At 55.2% G+C, this 16,229-nt stretch carries 13 protein-coding genes; 11 read left to right on the plus strand and 2 right to left on the minus strand.

The genetic code is table 11. The annotated features are described in order from the left end of the window. Nucleotides 1-11 precede the first annotated feature (11 nt). The 4 genes from OGV82_RS17385 to OGV82_RS17400 all read left to right on the plus strand — a co-directional run bounded on the left by OGV82_RS17385 (nucleotide 12) and on the right by OGV82_RS17400 (nucleotide 3,269). Nucleotides 12-1,244, plus strand: coding sequence for a winged helix-turn-helix domain-containing protein (locus OGV82_RS17385; RefSeq protein ID WP_101744351.1), 1,233 nt, complete (start codon nucleotides 12-14; stop codon nucleotides 1,242-1,244). A gap of 51 nt (nucleotides 1,245-1,295) precedes the next feature. Beyond that, nucleotides 1,296-1,478, plus strand: coding sequence for a protein YcaR (ycaR, locus tag OGV82_RS17390; RefSeq protein WP_012133009.1), 183 nt, complete (start codon nucleotides 1,296-1,298; stop codon nucleotides 1,476-1,478). Then, nucleotides 1,475-2,221 (plus strand): 3-deoxy-manno-octulosonate cytidylyltransferase, encoded by a 747-nt coding sequence (gene kdsB / locus OGV82_RS17395; protein WP_012133008.1) that lies wholly within the window; start codon nucleotides 1,475-1,477, stop codon nucleotides 2,219-2,221. Before ycaR ends, kdsB begins: the two co-directional genes overlap by 4 nt. A gap of 154 nt (nucleotides 2,222-2,375) precedes the next feature. Beyond that, a complete protein-coding gene (locus OGV82_RS17400; protein WP_101744352.1) occupies nucleotides 2,376-3,269 on the plus strand; it encodes a YcbJ family phosphotransferase in 894 nt (297 codons plus the stop codon). On the opposite strand, the gene elyC is transcribed toward OGV82_RS17400, so the two are convergent. Continuing rightward, nucleotides 3,246-4,025 carry an envelope biogenesis factor ElyC gene (gene elyC / locus OGV82_RS17405; protein ID WP_101744353.1) on the minus strand — a complete coding sequence of 260 codons (780 nt, stop codon included), beginning with the start codon at nucleotides 4,023-4,025 and terminating at the stop codon, nucleotides 3,246-3,248. The two genes, OGV82_RS17400 and elyC, sit on opposite strands and share 24 nt — an antisense overlap. 135 nt (nucleotides 4,026-4,160) lie before the next feature. Here elyC and cmoM point away from each other — a divergent pair, with 135 nt between their 5' ends. The 7 genes from cmoM to OGV82_RS17440 all read left to right on the plus strand — a co-directional run bounded on the left by cmoM (nucleotide 4,161) and on the right by OGV82_RS17440 (nucleotide 14,960). Then, nucleotides 4,161-4,940 (plus strand): tRNA uridine 5-oxyacetic acid(34) methyltransferase CmoM, encoded by a 780-nt coding sequence (gene cmoM, locus OGV82_RS17410; RefSeq protein ID WP_047457764.1) that lies wholly within the window; start codon nucleotides 4,161-4,163, stop codon nucleotides 4,938-4,940. 3 nt (nucleotides 4,941-4,943) lie between these two features. Next, nucleotides 4,944-6,266: a chromosome partition protein MukF gene (gene mukF / locus OGV82_RS17415; protein WP_101744355.1), complete on the plus strand. Its 1,323-nt coding sequence runs from the start codon at nucleotides 4,944-4,946 to the stop codon at nucleotides 6,264-6,266. After that, complete coding sequence (gene mukE, locus OGV82_RS17420) at nucleotides 6,247-6,951, plus strand: chromosome partition protein MukE (RefSeq protein ID WP_024130476.1); 705 nt, start codon at nucleotides 6,247-6,249, stop codon at nucleotides 6,949-6,951. The genes mukF and mukE overlap by 20 nt, the downstream gene beginning before the upstream one ends. Then, nucleotides 6,951-11,420, plus strand: coding sequence for a chromosome partition protein MukB (mukB, locus tag OGV82_RS17425; protein ID WP_047457758.1), 4,470 nt, complete (start codon nucleotides 6,951-6,953; stop codon nucleotides 11,418-11,420). Before mukE ends, mukB begins: the two co-directional genes overlap by 1 nt. Nucleotides 11,421-11,692: 272 nt before the next feature. Next, a complete protein-coding gene (ldtD, locus tag OGV82_RS17430; RefSeq protein ID WP_286462748.1) occupies nucleotides 11,693-13,555 on the plus strand; it encodes a L,D-transpeptidase in 1,863 nt (620 codons plus the stop codon). Between the two features lie 180 nt (nucleotides 13,556-13,735). Beyond that, on the plus strand, nucleotides 13,736-14,284 hold the full coding sequence (gene mepK, locus OGV82_RS17435; protein WP_012132998.1) for a peptidoglycan L,D-endopeptidase MepK: 549 nt from the start codon (nucleotides 13,736-13,738) through the stop codon (nucleotides 14,282-14,284). 28 nt (nucleotides 14,285-14,312) lie between these two features. Further along, a complete protein-coding gene (locus OGV82_RS17440; RefSeq protein WP_012132997.1) occupies nucleotides 14,313-14,960 on the plus strand; it encodes an MBL fold metallo-hydrolase in 648 nt (215 codons plus the stop codon). A 72-nt stretch (nucleotides 14,961-15,032) separates the two neighbouring features. On the opposite strand, the gene aspC is transcribed toward OGV82_RS17440, so the two are convergent. Next, complete coding sequence (gene aspC, locus OGV82_RS17445) at nucleotides 15,033-16,223, minus strand: aspartate transaminase (RefSeq protein WP_047457753.1); 1,191 nt, start codon at nucleotides 16,221-16,223, stop codon at nucleotides 15,033-15,035. Nucleotides 16,224-16,229: the final 6 nt, after the last annotated feature.

Below are 16,229 nucleotides of genomic sequence, written 5' to 3' on the forward strand. Positions count from 1 at the left end.
CGGAGTTATACATGTCGTTGCCGCATCTCTCTCTTACGGATGTTCGTCATCTCCATCTTGCTGCGCAAGGTTTGCTGAAAAAGCCCCGCCGTCAGGCATTGCCTGCGGATATTCTCGCGACGATTTCGCGCATGTCTTTATTGCAAATCGATACGATCAACGTTGTGGCGCGCAGCCCCTATCTGGTGCTGTTTAGCCGTCTGGGTCACTACCCGCAACAGTGGCTGGATGACTCGTTGTCGCGTGGCGAACTCATGGAATACTGGGCGCATGAGGCCTGTTTCTTACCGCGTAGCGACTTTACGCTAATTCGTCACCGTATGCTGGCGCCTGAGAAGATGGGCTGGAAGTACAAAGCATCGTGGATGCAGGAACATGCCGATGAGATCGCGCAGTTGATCCAGCATATTCACCATAACGGCCCTGTGCGCTCAGCGGATTTTGCGCATCCACGCAAAGGCGCCAGTGGATGGTGGGAATGGAAGCCGCATAAGCGCCATCTTGAAGGATTGTTCACTGCCGGGAAAGTCATGGTTGTAGAACGACGCAACTTTCAGCGCGTGTATGACCTGACGCAACGCGTGATGCCGCACTGGGACGATAAACGCGATTTACTGTCGCAGGCAGAAGCAGAAATCGCCATGCTGGATAATAGCGCGCGCAGTCTGGGGATTTTTCGCGAGCAGTGGCTGGCGGATTACTATCGCCTGCGGCGACCTGAAGTGAAAACGTGGCGTGATATCCGCGTTGAACAAGGGCAACTGGTTCCCGTTCAGGCCGACAGGCTGGGGACAATGTGGCTACACGCCGATCTGTTGCCGCTACTGGAGCAGGCGCTGAACAATAAGCTCACCGCTACGCATAGCGCGGTTTTATCCCCTTTTGATCCCGTCGTCTGGGACCGGAAACGGGCAGAGCAGTTGTTCGATTTTAGCTACCGCCTGGAGTGCTATACCCCGGCGCCTAAACGCCAGTACGGCTATTTTGTTTTGCCGCTGCTGCATCGGGGGCAGTTGGTTGGGCGTATGGATGCCAAAATGCATCGCAAAACGGGCGTGCTGGAAGTCATCTCGCTCTGGTTGCAGGAGGGGGTTAAACCGGGCCCGACGCTGCAAAAAGGGTTGTTGCAGGCGATTAATGCGTTTGCTCGCTGGCAACAGGCCAGTCGCGTCACGCTAGGGAGCTGCCCATCCGGCTTGTTTGCAGAAAATCGTCATGGCTGGGAAATAGACGCGGTCTCATAAACGATTATGTTAATATTGATGAATTCACAATCCGGTCCATCTGGAGGAACTATGGATCATCGTCTACTTGAAATCATTGCCTGCCCGGTATGCAACGGCAAACTCTGGTATAACCAGGAAAAACAAGAACTGATTTGCAAACTGGATAACCTGGCTTTCCCATTGCGCGATGGCATTCCGGTATTGCTGGAAACGGAAGCGCGTTCCATTACTGCTGATGAGAGTAAATCATGAGTTTTGTGGTCATTATTCCCGCTCGTTTTTCGTCCACGCGTCTGCCCGGTAAGCCTTTACTGGATATCAACGGCAAACCGATGATCGTGCATGTTCTGGAACGCGCGCGCGAATCTGGCGCTGAACGCATTATTGTCGCGACGGACCATGAAGATGTCGCTCGCGCGGTAGAAGCGGCGGGTGGAGAAGTTTGCATGACGCGCGCTGACCATCAGTCCGGGACTGAGCGTCTGGCGGAAGTCGTTGAAAAATGCGGTTTTAGCGACGATACCGTTATTGTGAACGTGCAGGGTGATGAGCCGATGATCCCGGCGGTGATTATTCGTCAGGTGGCGGAAAACCTGGCGCAGCGCCAGGTTGGTATGGCGACGCTGGCGGCGCCGATTCACGGTGCTGAAGAAGCCTTTAATCCTAATGCAGTGAAAGTTGTGCTGGACGCTGAAGGCTATGCGCTTTATTTCTCGCGTGCGACGATCCCCTGGGATCGCGATCGTTTTGCGAAAAGCCTTGAGACCGTGGGCGACACGTTCCTGCGCCATCTGGGAATTTACGGCTATCGCGCCGGGTTTATTCGCCGCTACGTGAACTGGCAGCCCAGCCCGCTTGAGCATATTGAGATGCTGGAGCAGCTTCGTGTGCTGTGGTATGGCGAAAAAATCCATGTTGCCGTCGCCAAAGAAGTCCCGGGAACGGGCGTTGATACAGCCGAAGATCTTGAGCGCGTTCGCGCCGAAATGCGCTGATATCCGCTATCGCACTCCTCTCACAAATGGGAGGAGTGTCGTATCGTTACGATTTTCCCTTCATTTTTCTTTTCATCAATTGATCTCATCCGGGTGACATCTGTCCATACGGCGCTCATTATAAAAGCAGTGGCGTTTATGAAGGCAATCTGAAATGGAACAGCTGCGAGCCGAACTGAGTCATCTGCTGGGCGAAAAACTCAGCCGTATAGAGTGCGTGAGTGAAAAGGCGGATACGGCCTTGTGGTCGCTGTACGACAGTCAGGGAAAACCGATGCCGCTAATGGCGAGAAGTTTTACGACCCCTGGCGTGGCGCAGCAACTGGCATGGAAAACGACCATGCTGGCGCGTAGCGGCACGGTACGCATGCCGGTTGTCTATGGCGTGATGACGCATGAGGAACACCCCGGGCCTGATGTCCTGCTGCTGGAGCGTCTGCGTGGCGTCTCTGTGGAGGCGCCCGCCCGCACGCCTGAGCGCTGGGAGCAGTTGAAGGATCAGATTGTAGAGGGTTTGTTAGCCTGGCATCGGCAGGACAGTCGGGGTTGCGTGGGTGCGGTGGATCATACGCAGGAAAATATCTGGCCGTCCTGGTATCGCCAGCGTGTTGAAGTGCTATGGACGACGTTAAACCAGTTCAACAACACCGGGTTAACCATGCAGGATAAACGCATTCTGTTTCGTACCCGGGAGTGTCTGCCTGCACTGTTTGAAGGATTTAATGATAATTGCGTGCTCATCCACGGCAATTTTAGCCTGCGCAGTATGCTGAAAGACGCCCGCAGCGATCAGCTTCTGGCGATGGTGGGGCCTGGCGTTATGCTGTGGGCGCCACGAGAGTATGAACTGTTCCGGCTGATGGACAATGCGCTGGCGGAAGGGCTGCTCTGGCATTATCTGCAACACGCGCCAGTGGCGGAATCGTTCATCTGGCGGCGCTGGCTTTATGTGTTATGGGACGAAGTCGCGCAGCTGGTCAATACCGGGCGTTTTAGCCGCTCCAACTTTGACCTCGCAACAAAATCACTGCTGCCCTGGCTCGCCTGACGCGCCTTTCAGCCACTGCCAGATGCGCCCCAGCGTTTCATAACCGGCGCGATCGCTATGCATCAACCATACCGGGGAGGGAATTGCTCGCTCCCACGGATTTAACGGTGAATCTATCGCCAGTTGATTGGCGGGCGCAGGCAGCGGATGTAACCCAACATTCTGGAAGAAGATCATGGCGCGCGGTAAGTGGGAGGCGGAAGTGACCAGCAGGAAAGGGGCATCGCCGATGGCCTGTTTCACCGCTTCCGCCTCTTCTTCGGTATCTTTTGGCTGATCCAGCGTGATGATGTCGCTGCGCGGCACACCCAGCGATTGTGCCACTCTTGCGCCCGCTTCTGCCGTACTCACGCGATTGGTTTTTGCCGCCGCGCCCGTAAAGATCAGTTTCGATCCCGGATTGGCCAGCCAGAGGCGTACGCCTTCGTTCAGACGTGGGAGGCTGTTATTGATCAGATTTGAACTGGGCGCCCACTGGGGGTTCCAGGTGTAGCCGCCGCCCAGCACCACGATATAGTCTACTTTTTGCGTTCCCTGCCAGGTGGGGTAACTGTCTTCAATCGGTTTGAGTAAACGATCAGCAACAGGTTGCAGGCTTAACAGAAATATTGCCAGCCATCCCAGGCTGATAAACGCCTTCCCGGTTTTCTGAAAGCGGCTAAACCATACCAGCGCCAGCCCCACGCCCATGATGAGCAGTATAAAGGGAAGCGGCAGCAACAGACCGCCAGTCACTTTCTTCAGAGTAAAAAGCATCCTTTTTGGTTCCTTTTTTGACCATACAGCAGGGGATCAGCAGGGATATTACACCAGACAGGTTAAATATCGCCGCGACTATGACAAAATAGCTTCTTTTTAAAAGCACACCTGAGCCAGCCTGTGGAGAGTCCGATGCGGGACCGCAATTTTGATGACATTGCTGAAAAGTTTTCCCGTAACATCTACGGAACCACTAAAGGGCAGTTGCGACAGGCGATTCTGTGGCAGGATCTTGATCGGTTGCTGGCGGAATTCGGCGAGCGAAAACTGCACATCCTGGATGCTGGCGGCGGAGAGGGGCAAACGGCCATCAAAATGGCGGAGCGTGGGCATCAGGTTACATTGTGCGATCTGTCCGGCGAGATGATCGCGCGTGCGCAGCAGGCGGCAGAAGCAAAAGGTGTGAGCGGAAACATGCATTTTATACAATGCGCCGTTCAGGATGTCGCTTCGCATTTGGAAACCTCCGCTGATCTGATATTGTTTCATGCTGTGCTGGAGTGGGTGGCGGAACCGGTCGGCGTGTTAGAGACGCTTTGGTCAGTTTTGCGCCCCGGCGGAGCACTGTCGTTAATGTTCTACAATGCTAACGGCCTGTTGATGCATAACATGGTGGCAGGGAACTTTGACTATGTGCAGGTGGGGATGCCAAAACGCAAAAAGCGTACGCTCTCACCAGACTATCCACGTAAACCCGAGCAGGTTTATCAGTGGCTGGAAGATATTGGCTGGCAGATTACCGGTAAGACCGGTGTACGCGTATTTCATGATTATCTGCGTGAGAAGCATCAACAGCGTGACTGCTATGAGATGTTAGTTGAATTAGAAACGCGTTATTGCCGCCAGGAGCCGTATATTAGCCTTGGCCGCTACATTCATGTCACCGCGCGCAAACCGCAGATGCAAGGATAACTTATGAGTGAATTTTCCCAGACAGTCCCCGAACTGGTTGCCTGGGCCAGAAAAAATGACTTTTCCATCTCTCTGCCGGTAGACCGACTTTCGTTCCTGCTGGCGGTAGCCACGCTGAACGGCGAGCGCCTGGACGGGGAGATGAGTGAAGGCGAACTGGTGGATGCGTTCCGCCATGTCAGTGATGCGTTTGAGCAAACCAGCGAAACCATCGGCGTGCGCGCCAACAACGCGATCAACGATATGGTACGTCAACGTCTGCTGAACCGCTTTACCAGCGAGCAAGCGGAAGGCAACGCCATTTATCGCCTGACGCCGCTCGGGATTGGCATTACCGATTACTACATCCGCCAGCGTGAGTTTTCCACGTTGCGCCTTTCCATGCAGCTATCCATTGTCGCGGGTGAACTGAAGCGGGCGGCGGATGCGGCAGATGAGGGCGGCGACGAGTTTCACTGGCATCGCAACGTTTATGCGCCGCTGAAATATTCGGTCGCGGAAATTTTCGACAGCATCGACCTGACCCAGCGCATCATGGATGAGCAGCAGCAGCAGGTAAAAGACGACATTGCGCAGTTGCTGAACAAAGACTGGCGCGCGGCAATTTCGAGTTGCGAACTGCTGCTTTCTGAAACATCCGGCACGCTGCGTGAGTTACAGGATACGCTCGAAGCAGCTGGCGATAAATTGCAGGCCAATCTGTTACGCATCCAGGACGCCACGATGGCGCATGACGACCTGCATTTTGTGGATCGTCTGGTGTTCGATCTGCAAAGCAAACTCGACCGCATTATTAGCTGGGGTCAGCAATCCATCGACCTGTGGATTGGCTATGACCGACACGTACACAAATTTATCCGTACCGCGATTGATATGGATAAAAACCGCGTCTTTGCCCAGCGACTGCGCCAGTCCATCCAGAGCTATTTTGATGAGCCGTGGGCGCTGACCTATGCCAACGCCGATCGTCTGCTGGATATGCGCGATGAAGAGATGGCGCTGCGCGATGAAGAGGCGACCGGCGAGCTGCCGCCGGACCTGGAATATGAAGAATTTAACGAGATCCGCGAACAACTGGCGGCGATCATCGAAGAACAGCTGGCTATCTATAAATCCAGACAAGCCCCACTGGATCTCGGCCTGGTAGTGCGCGAATATCTGGCGCAATACCCACGAGCGCGTCACTTCGACGTGGCGCGTATTGTTATCGATCAGGCGGTACGTCTTGGCGTAGCGCAAGCAGACTTCACCGGACTGCCAGCCAAATGGCAGCCGATTAATGATTACGGAGCCAAGGTACAGGCGCATGTCATTGACAAATATTGAACAAGTGATGCCGGTTAAGCTGGCGCAGGCGCTGGCAAACCCGTTATTTCCGGCGCTGGATAGCGCATTACGCTCCGGCAGACATATCGGTCTGGATGAGCTGGATAATCATGCCTTCCTGATGGATTTCCAGGAGTATCTGGAAGAGTTTTACAGTCGCTATAACGTCGAACTGATTCGCGCGCCGGAGGGTTTTTTCTACCTGCGCCCGCGTTCCACGACGATTATCCCGCGCTCCGTCTTGTCTGAACTGGACATGATGGTGGGTAAAATCCTCTGTTACCTCTATCTCAGCCCGGAGCGGTTGGCGAATGAGGGGATTTTTACCCAGCAGGAACTGTACGATGAGCTGCTCGCCCTGACAGACGAAGCCAAATTGCTGAAACTGGTCAATAACCGCTCAACGGGGTCTGACGTGGATCGTCAGAAACTACAGGAGAAGGTGCGCTCGTCGTTAAACCGTCTGCGTCGCTTAGGGATGGTGTGGTTTATGGGCCATGACAGCAGCAAATTCCGCATCACGGAATCGGTGTTCCGCTTTGGCGCGGATGTGCGTACCGGTGACGATCCGCGTGAAGCGCAGCGTCGCTTAATCCGCGATGGGGAAGCCATGCCGGTTGAAAATCACCTGCAACTCAACGATGAGACCGAAGAGAATCAGCCGGACAGTGGAGAGGAAGAATAATGATTGAACGCGGTAAATTTCGCTCACTAACGCTGATTAACTGGAACGGCTTTTTTGCCCGCACCTTTGACCTCGATGAGCTGGTCACCACGCTGTCCGGCGGGAACGGCGCCGGTAAATCCACCACGATGGCGGCGTTCGTCACGGCGCTGATCCCGGACTTAACCTTACTGCATTTCCGTAACACCACGGAGGCCGGGGCCACCAGCGGATCGCGCGATAAAGGCCTGCACGGTAAGCTGAAAGCGGGCGTCTGTTATTCCATGCTCGACGTCCTCAATTCTCGCCATCAGCGTGTTGTGGTGGGCGTACGTTTGCAGCAGGTCGCCGGACGCGATCGCAAAGTTGATATCAAACCGTTTGCCATTCAGGGCTTGCCGATGTCGGTGCAGCCGACGCAGCTGGTGACGGAAACGCTGAACGAGCGCCAGGCGCGCGTGTTGACCCTCGCGGAGCTGAAAGAGAAGCTCGATGCGATGGAAGGCGTGCAGTTTAAGCAGTTTAACTCGATCACCGATTATCACTCGCTGATGTTCGATCTGGGCATCATTGCCCGCCGTCTGCGTTCTGCGTCCGATCGCAGCAAGTTCTATCGTCTGATTGAAGCCTCGCTGTACGGCGGGATCTCCAGCGCGATTACCCGTTCCCTGCGTGACTACCTGCTGCCGGAAAATAGCGGCGTGCGTAAAGCGTTCCAGGATATGGAAGCCGCGCTGCGTGAAAACCGTATGACGCTGGAAGCGATCCGCGTAACCCAGTCGGATCGTGACCTGTTCAAGCATTTGATTAGCGAAGCCACTAACTACGTGGCGGCGGACTACATGCGCCACGCCAACGAACGCCGGGTTCATCTGGATAAAGCGCTGGAGTTTCGTCGCGAGCTGTACACATCGCGTAAGCAACTGGCGGCGGAACAGTACAAACACGTCGACATGGCGCGTGAACTGGGCGAGCACAACGGTGCGGAAGGGGATCTGGAAGCGGATTACCAGGCCGCCAGCGACCACCTGAACCTGGTGCAGACCGCGCTGCGCCAGCAGGAGAAGATCGAGCGCTACGAAGCGGATCTCGATGAGCTGCAAATTCGTCTCGAAGAGCAAAATGAAGTGGTGGCTGAAGCCGCCGACATGCAGGAAGAGAACGAAGCCCGTGCGGAAGCCGCCGAGCTGGAAGTGGATGAACTGAAAAGCCAACTGGCGGACTATCAGCAGGCGCTGGATGTGCAGCAGACGCGCGCGATTCAGTACAACCAGGCGATCCAGGCGCTCGACCGCGCCAAAGCGCTTTGTCATCTGCCTGACCTGACGGCGGACAGCGCCGCAGAATGGCTGGAAACGTTCCAGGCGAAAGAGCAGGAAGCAACGGAAAAACTGCTTTCGCTGGAACAGAAAATGAGCGTGGCGCAAACCGCGCACAGTCAGTTTGAACAGGCATATCAGCTGGTGGCCGCCATTAATGGCCCGCTGGCGCGTAATGATGCCTGGAGCGTGGCGCGTGACCTGCTGCGCGAAGGCGTGGAACAGCGTCACCTGGCGGAGCAGGTTCAGCCGCTGCGTATGCGTCTGAGTGAGCTGGAACAGCGCTTGCGCGAACAGCAGGAAGCTGAACGTCTGCTGGCGGAATTCTGTAAACGTCAGGGCAAACATTTCGACATTGATGAGCTGGAAGCGCTGCACCAGGAGCTGGAAGCCCGCATCGCCGCCCTGTCGGATAGCGTTTCTAACGCCCATGAACAGCGTATGACGCTGCGTCAGGAGCAGGAGCAACTCCAGTCCCGCATTCAGCACTTAATGCAGCGCGCCCCGATCTGGCTGGCGGCGCAAAACAGTCTGAATCAGCTGTGCGAACAGAGCGGTGAAGAGTTTACCTCCAGCCAGGATGTAACCGAGTATCTGCAACAGTTGCTGGAGCGCGAGCGTGAAGCGATTGTAGAGCGCGACGAAGTTGGCGCGCGTAAGAACGCGGTTGACGAAGAGATTGAACGTTTAAGCCAGCCGGGCGGCTCGGAAGACTCGCGTCTGAACGCGCTGGCGGAGCGTTTTGGCGGCGTGTTGCTGTCGGAAATCTATGATGACGTCAGCTTCGAAGACGCGCCGTACTTCTCCGCGCTGTACGGCCCGTCCCGTCATGCTATCGTGGTGCCGGATCTGTCGCTGATCGCCGAACAGCTTGAAGGGCTGACGGATTGCCCGGAAGATCTCTATTTCATCGAAGGGGACCCGCAGTCGTTCGATGACAGCGTCTTCAGCGTTGATGAGCTGGAAAACGCGGTGGTGGTGAAAACCGCCGAGCGTCAGTGGCGTTATTCCCGTTTCCCGACGGTGCCGATCTTTGGTCGCGCCGCGCGTGAAAACCGTATTGAAAGTCTGCATGCTGAGCGCGAAGGGCTGTCTGAACGCTTTGCGACGTTGTCCTTCGACGTGCAGAAAACTCAGCGTCTGCATCAGGCGTTCAGTCGTTTTATCGGCAGCCATCTGGCGGTCGCGTTTGAGGCCGACCCGGAAGCGGAAATTCGCCAATTGAATGGCCGTCGCGTTGAACTGGAACGCGCGCTGGCTACGCATGAAAACGACAACCAGCAGCAGCGTATTCAGTTTGAACAGGCGAAAGAGGGCGTCTCCGCTCTGAACCGCTTACTGCCGCGCCTGAACCTGCTGGCGGACGACACGCTGGCTGACCGCGTAGATGAAATTCAGGAACGTCTGGATGATGCGCAGGAAGCGGCGCGTTTTATACAGCAACACGGTAATCAGTTAGCCAAACTGGAGCCGATCGTCTCGGTTCTGCAAAACGATCCCGAACAGTTTGAGCAACTGAAAGAAGATTACGCATACTCCCAGCAAACGCAGCGGGATGCGCGTCAGCAGGCTTTTGCGCTGACGGAGGTCGTACAGCGTCGGGCGCACTTCAGCTATTCCGACTCGGCCGAAATGCTGAGCGGCAACAGCGATCTGAACGAAAAACTGCGCCAGCGTCTGGAACAGGCGGAAGCCGAGCGTACCCGTGCCCGTGAAGCGTTACGCGGTCATGCCGCGCAACTCAGCCAGTACAATCAGGTTCTGGCCTCACTGAAAAGCTCGTATGACACCAAGAAAGAGCTGCTGGGCGACCTGCAACGTGAATTACAGGATATCGGCGTGCGTGCCGACAGCGGTTCGGAAGAGCGCGCGCGTATCCGCCGAGACGAACTGCATACGCAACTGAGCAATAACCGCTCACGTCGTAACCAGTTGGAAAAAGCGCTGACCTTCTGTGAAGCAGAAATGGATAACCTGACCCGCAGACTGCGCAAGCTGGAACGCGATTATCATGAAATGCGCGAGCAGGTGGTCACCGCGAAAGCCGGGTGGTGCGCGGTGATGCGGATGGTGAAAGATAACGGGGTAGAGCGCCGTCTGCATCGTCGCGAGTTGGCTTATCTGTCGGCAGATGAACTTCGCTCCATGTCGGATAAGGCGTTGGGTGCGTTGCGTCTGGCGGTGGCGGATAACGAACACCTGCGTGATGTATTACGTATGTCGGAAGATCCAAAACGACCGGAACGTAAGATCCAGTTCTTCGTGGCGGTTTACCAGCATCTTCGGGAGCGTATTCGCCAGGATATCATCCGTACCGATGACCCGGTTGAGGCCATCGAACAGATGGAAATTGAGTTGAGTCGCCTGACGGAAGAGCTAACCTCCCGCGAACAGAAGCTGGCGATCAGCTCGCGCAGCGTGGCGAACATTATTCGTAAGACGATTCAGCGCGAACAAAACCGTATTCGTATGCTGAACCAGGGGCTGCAAAACGTCTCGTTCGGTCAGGTGAACAGCGTGCGTCTCAACGTTAACGTGCGGGAAACGCATGCGACCTTGCTGGATGTTCTTTCCGAACAGCATGAGCAGCATCAGGATCTGTTTAACAGCAACCGCCTGACCTTCTCTGAAGCGCTGGCGAAGCTGTATCAGCGCCTGAATCCGCAGATTGATATGGGGCAGCGTACGCCGCAGACCATTGGCGAGGAGCTGCTGGATTACCGTAACTATCTGGAGATGGAAGTCGAGGTCAACCGTGGTTCAGACGGCTGGCTGCGTGCGGAGTCCGGCGCGCTGTCTACCGGTGAAGCGATTGGTACCGGGATGTCCATTCTGGTGATGGTAGTACAAAGCTGGGAAGACGAAGGCCGCCGCTTGCGCGGAAAAGATATCTCCCCATGCCGCCTGCTGTTCCTTGATGAGGCTGCACGTCTGGATGCGCGTTCCATCGCGACGCTGTTCGAACTGTGCGAACGTCTGCAAATGCAGCTTATCATCGCAGCGCCGGAAAACATCAGCCCTGAGAAAGGCACCACCTATAAGCTGGTGCGTAAGGTTTTCCACAATACCGAACACGTTCATGTGGTCGGACTGCGTGGCTTCGCTCCACAACTGCCGGAGACGCTACCTGGCACCGGTACCGAAGATGCCTCGTCGCAGGCCGCCGGGTAAGTAAGATGAAGACGGCCTTCGCGCCGTCTTTTTTCATCATAAAATCGATAAACAGAAGTCTGAAAAGCACCTTACACCAGGTGCTTTTTCTTTAAACTTCTTTACATTAGGTTAGGCAAAACCTTTTTGATGTTTATATACTGAAGGTAAGCCTGACGAGTAAGCAGGCTTGCTCGTCATACTTCAGAAGGTATTGGCGTTTTCAGGTTTTTACCCAATGTGAGCGGGCAACCTGGCTATTCAAAGTATGATAAAGAAACAGGGGGCAAGGGATGTTGCTTAACAAAATTTGTAGTCGTCGGCTGTCGGCAATCAGTTTATGCCTGGCCGTAACATTTGCTCCACTGTTCAGTGTGCAGGCCGATGAGCCTGAAATGATTCCTGGCGACAGCTCTGCGACCGTCAGCGAACAGCCTACCGCGTTGTCACAGCCGCAAGCGCAATCGCCTGCGACAGCGGTAATGGCGGGGATTCAGCCGCTGCCGGAGGGGATCTCTGCGGAGAAAGCCCGGGCTGAATTACAATCGCAACTTCCTTCTGGTTATACGCCGGTTTATCTGAATCAACTGGAACTGCTGTATGCCGCCCGCGATATGCAACCAATGTGGGAAAATCGCGATGCGGTGAAAGCGTTTCAGCAGCAGCTGGCGGAAGTGGCCATCGCCGGGTTCCAGCCGCAATTCACCACCTGGGTCGCGCTGCTGACCGACCCGTCAGTCACCGGTCTGGCGCGAGATGCTGTTTTATCCGACGCCATGATGGGCTATCTCCATTTCATCGCCAATATTCCCGTAAAAGGGACGCGCTGGCTGTACAGCGACAAACCTTATGCGCTGGCAACACCGCCGCTTTCGGTGATCAACCAGTGGCAGGTTGCGCTGGACAACGGTCAACTGACGACGTTTGTCGCCAGCCTTGCGCCACAGCATCCGCAATACGCCGCGCTGCATGATTCACTGAAAAAGCTGGTTAGCGACGCTCGCCCCTGGCCGCAGTTGACCAGTACCGCGACGTTGCGTCCTGGTCAGTGGAGCAATGATGTGCCTGCGCTGCGTGAGATTTTACAGCGCACCGGTATGCTGGAAGGCGGGCCTAAGATAGCGCTCCCGGGGGATGACGTGTCGGCCGATGTGGTTGTCAGCCCTTCCGCCGTCGCAGTGGAGCCTGCCGCCGTGAAACCTGTCGCCCGGCAATCCACTCAGCGCAGCCAACCCGCTCCGGCAGTCCGTGCGGCTTATGATCGTGAGCTTGTTGATGCGGTGAAACGTTTTCAGACCTGGCAAGGGCTGGGGGCGGATGGCGCTGTCGGCCCGGCGACGCGCGAATGGCTGAATGTGACGCCTGCGCAACGTGCGGGGGTGCTGGCGCTGAATATTCAGCGTTTGCGTTTACTGCCAGGAGAATTATCAACGGGCATTATGGTCAATATTCCGGCCTATTCGCTGGTTTATTACCAGAACGGCAACCAGGTGTTGGCTTCCCGGGTGATTGTTGGCCGCCCCGATCGGAAAACGCCAATGATGAGCAGCGCGCTTAATAACGTGGTGGTGAATCCGCCCTGGAATGTGCCGCCAACGCTGGCCCGAAAAGATATTCTGCCCAAAGTCTGGAATGATCCGGGGTATCTGGAACGCCACGGTTATACCGTTATGCGCGGCTGGAACAGCAAAGAGACGATTAACCCGTGGCAGGTGGACTGGTCGACCATTACGCCATCGAACCTGCCGTTCCGCTTCCAGCAGGCGCCGGGCGCGCACAACTCGCTGGGGCGTTACAAATTTAATATGCCAAGTTCAGACGCGATTTATCTGCACGATACGCCGAATCACAATCTGTTCCAGAAAGATACGCGAGCGCTCAGTTCCGGCTGCGTGCGTGTGAATAAGGCCTCTGAGCTGGCAAATATGCTGCTTCAGGATGCTGGCTGGAACGATACGCGGATTTCGGATGCGCTGAAGCAAGGTGATACCCGGTACGTCAACATCCGCCAGAATATTCCGGTGAATCTGTATTACCTGACGGCGTTTGTGGGAGCAGACGGACGCACTCAGTATCGTACAGATATTTACAATTATGATCTGACTGCGCGATCCAGCGCACAAATTGTGTCAAAAGCAGAACAATTAATCAGGTAAATGAAGAAGTTCTGATAAATCTGTTGTCGTAATATTGGTCATCGGCAGGGCTGATTCGCTGCAAGCCCCGCCGTTGCTGGGGATGGGCCACCTTGACGTCGGCTTTTTTGCCAGTTAAGGTGCCCCTCGTGCGCCAGAAGTGCATATTAACGAAAACATTTACCTGTAGACCTGATTATCATGGACAAATTTGACGCTAATCGCCGCAAGTTGCTGGCGTTTGGTGGCGTTGCTCTCGGCGCCGCCATCTTGCCTACGCCAGCATTTGCCACACTCTCCACCCCACGTCCGCGTATTTTGACACTGAACAACCTCCATACCGGAGAGTCAATTAAAGCGGAGTTTTTCGACGGAAGAGCCTATATTCAGGATGAATTAGCAAAACTAAACCATTTTTTCCGTGATTTTCGCGCGAATAAAGTGAAAGCCATCGACCCAGGATTGTTCGACCAGCTCTTCCGCCTGCAAGGCCTTTTAGGCACCCGTAAACCCGTACAGCTCATCTCGGGTTACCGCTCACTGGATACCAATAACGAACTGCGTGCGCACAGTCGTGGAGTGGCGAAAAAAAGCTACCACACGAAAGGGCAGGCGATGGATTTCCATATTGAAGGCGTTTCGTTAAGTAATATTCGCAAAGCTGCGTTATCTATGCGCGCAGGTGGTGTAGGATACTACCCACGCAGTAACTTTGTGCATATTGACACCGGGCCGGCACGGCACTGGTGATCCGCAGACTTAACGAAACAGGAGCAGTATGAACTATCGTATTATTCCGGTCACCGCATTCTCCCAGAACTGTTCATTGATCTGGTGTGAGCAAACCCGTCTGGCCGCGCTGGTCGATCCCGGCGGCGACGCACAGACCATCAAACAGGAAGTGGACGCCAGCGGCGTGACGTTGATGCAGATCCTGCTTACGCACGGTCATCTCGATCATGTTGGCGCGGCGGCGGAACTGGCGAAGCATTATGGCGTGCCAGTGATCGGCCCGGAAAAAGAAGATGAGTTCTGGCTACAGGGTTTACCGGCGCAAAGTCGCATGTTTGGTCTGGAAGAGTGTCAGCCGCTGACGCCTGACCGTTGGCTGAATGAGGGAGATCGTATTAGCGTAGGGAATGTGACTTTACAGGTGTTGCATTGTCCTGGGCATACGCCGGGCCATATCGTCTTCTTTGATGAGTCTTCACGGCTACTGATTTCCGGTGACGTGATCTTCAAAGGCGGCGTTGGGCGCAGCGATTTCCCGCGTGGCGATCACGCTCAGCTGATTGATTCGATCAAGCGTAAATTATTGCCGTTGGGCGATGATGTGACGTTTATTTCGGGTCATGGGCCGATGTCGACGCTTGGCCATGAGCGGCTGCATAACCCGTTCCTGCAAGATGAAATGCCGGTCTGGTAAATTCTGTCCGGTCTGCAATGGGAAACCACTGTAGGCCGGGTAAGCGCCAGGCACTACCTGGCGCTATGATACTTACAGTACGGCGACAATGGCTTCGCACAGCGGAGCCATGTTATCCGGCGTCATTCCAGCCACGTTGACGCGACCAGAAGCCACCGCATATACGCCAAACTCTTCACGCAGACGCAGTACCTGCTCTTTCGTCAGGCCGCTGAATGAGAACATGCCATTCTGTTTGGTGATAAAGCTGAAATCGCGATCTGCGCCTTTTTCCTGCAACGTATTGACGAACAACAGACGCATGCGCTGAATACGCTGGCGCATATCGGTCAGTTCCTGTTCCCAGATAGCACGCAGGGCATCGTTGCTCAGGATAGTCGCTACAACGGATGCGCCGTGTGCCGGAGGGTTAGAGTAGTTGGCGCGAATGGCGGATTTCATCTGGCTGAATGCGCGATCAACGGTTTCCGCATCTGCGGCAACCAGCGTACAGGCACCGACACGCTCGTTATACAGGCCAAAGTTTTTAGAGTAGGAACTGGCGACGATCAGCTCTTTATGCAGCGCTGCGAACGCACGCAGACCTTCCGCATCCTCTTCCAGACCGCGAGCAAAACCCTGATAGGCGAAGTCAAACAGCGGCAGCCAGCCTTTTTCGACAGAAAGCTGAGCCAGCGTTTGCCACTGTTCCAGCGTCGGATCGATACCGGTTGGGTTATGGCAGCAGCCATGGAACAGAACGACGTCACCAGCCTGCGCGTTATTGAGGCTTGCCAGCAAGGCATCGAAATCAAGCGCGTGGTTTTCTGCATCGTAATAAGCGTATTCGCACACTTCCAGACCGGCGGAATTAAACACGCCCTTATGGTTTGGCCAGCTTGGATTACTTACCCACACGCGTTTTACCGCCGTATTTTTTGCCAGGAAGTCCGCGGCAACACGGAGCGCGCCAGTACCGCCTGGCGTTTGCGCGGTGCGAGCGCGTTTGTCATTGATCAGCGCGCTACCTTTGCCAAACAGTAATTCCTGCGTGCAACGGCCGAATTCTGGAATACCATCAATACCGAGATAGTTTTTGGTGGTTTCATTTTCCAGTAAATACTGCTCGGCTTTTTTAACGCTGGTTAACACCGGCGTTTTGCCTGTCTCATCTTTATAGACACCGATACCAAGGTTAATTTTTCCGGGACGGTCATCGACACGAAACAGATCGGCCAAGCCCAGAATAGGGTCGGCAGGGGCGGCGGTAATGTTCTCAAACATGACGAG

The organism is Citrobacter sp. CK191 (genome assembly GCF_030333435.1).
GTDB lineage: Bacteria > Pseudomonadota > Gammaproteobacteria > Enterobacterales > Enterobacteriaceae > Citrobacter_B > Citrobacter_B koseri.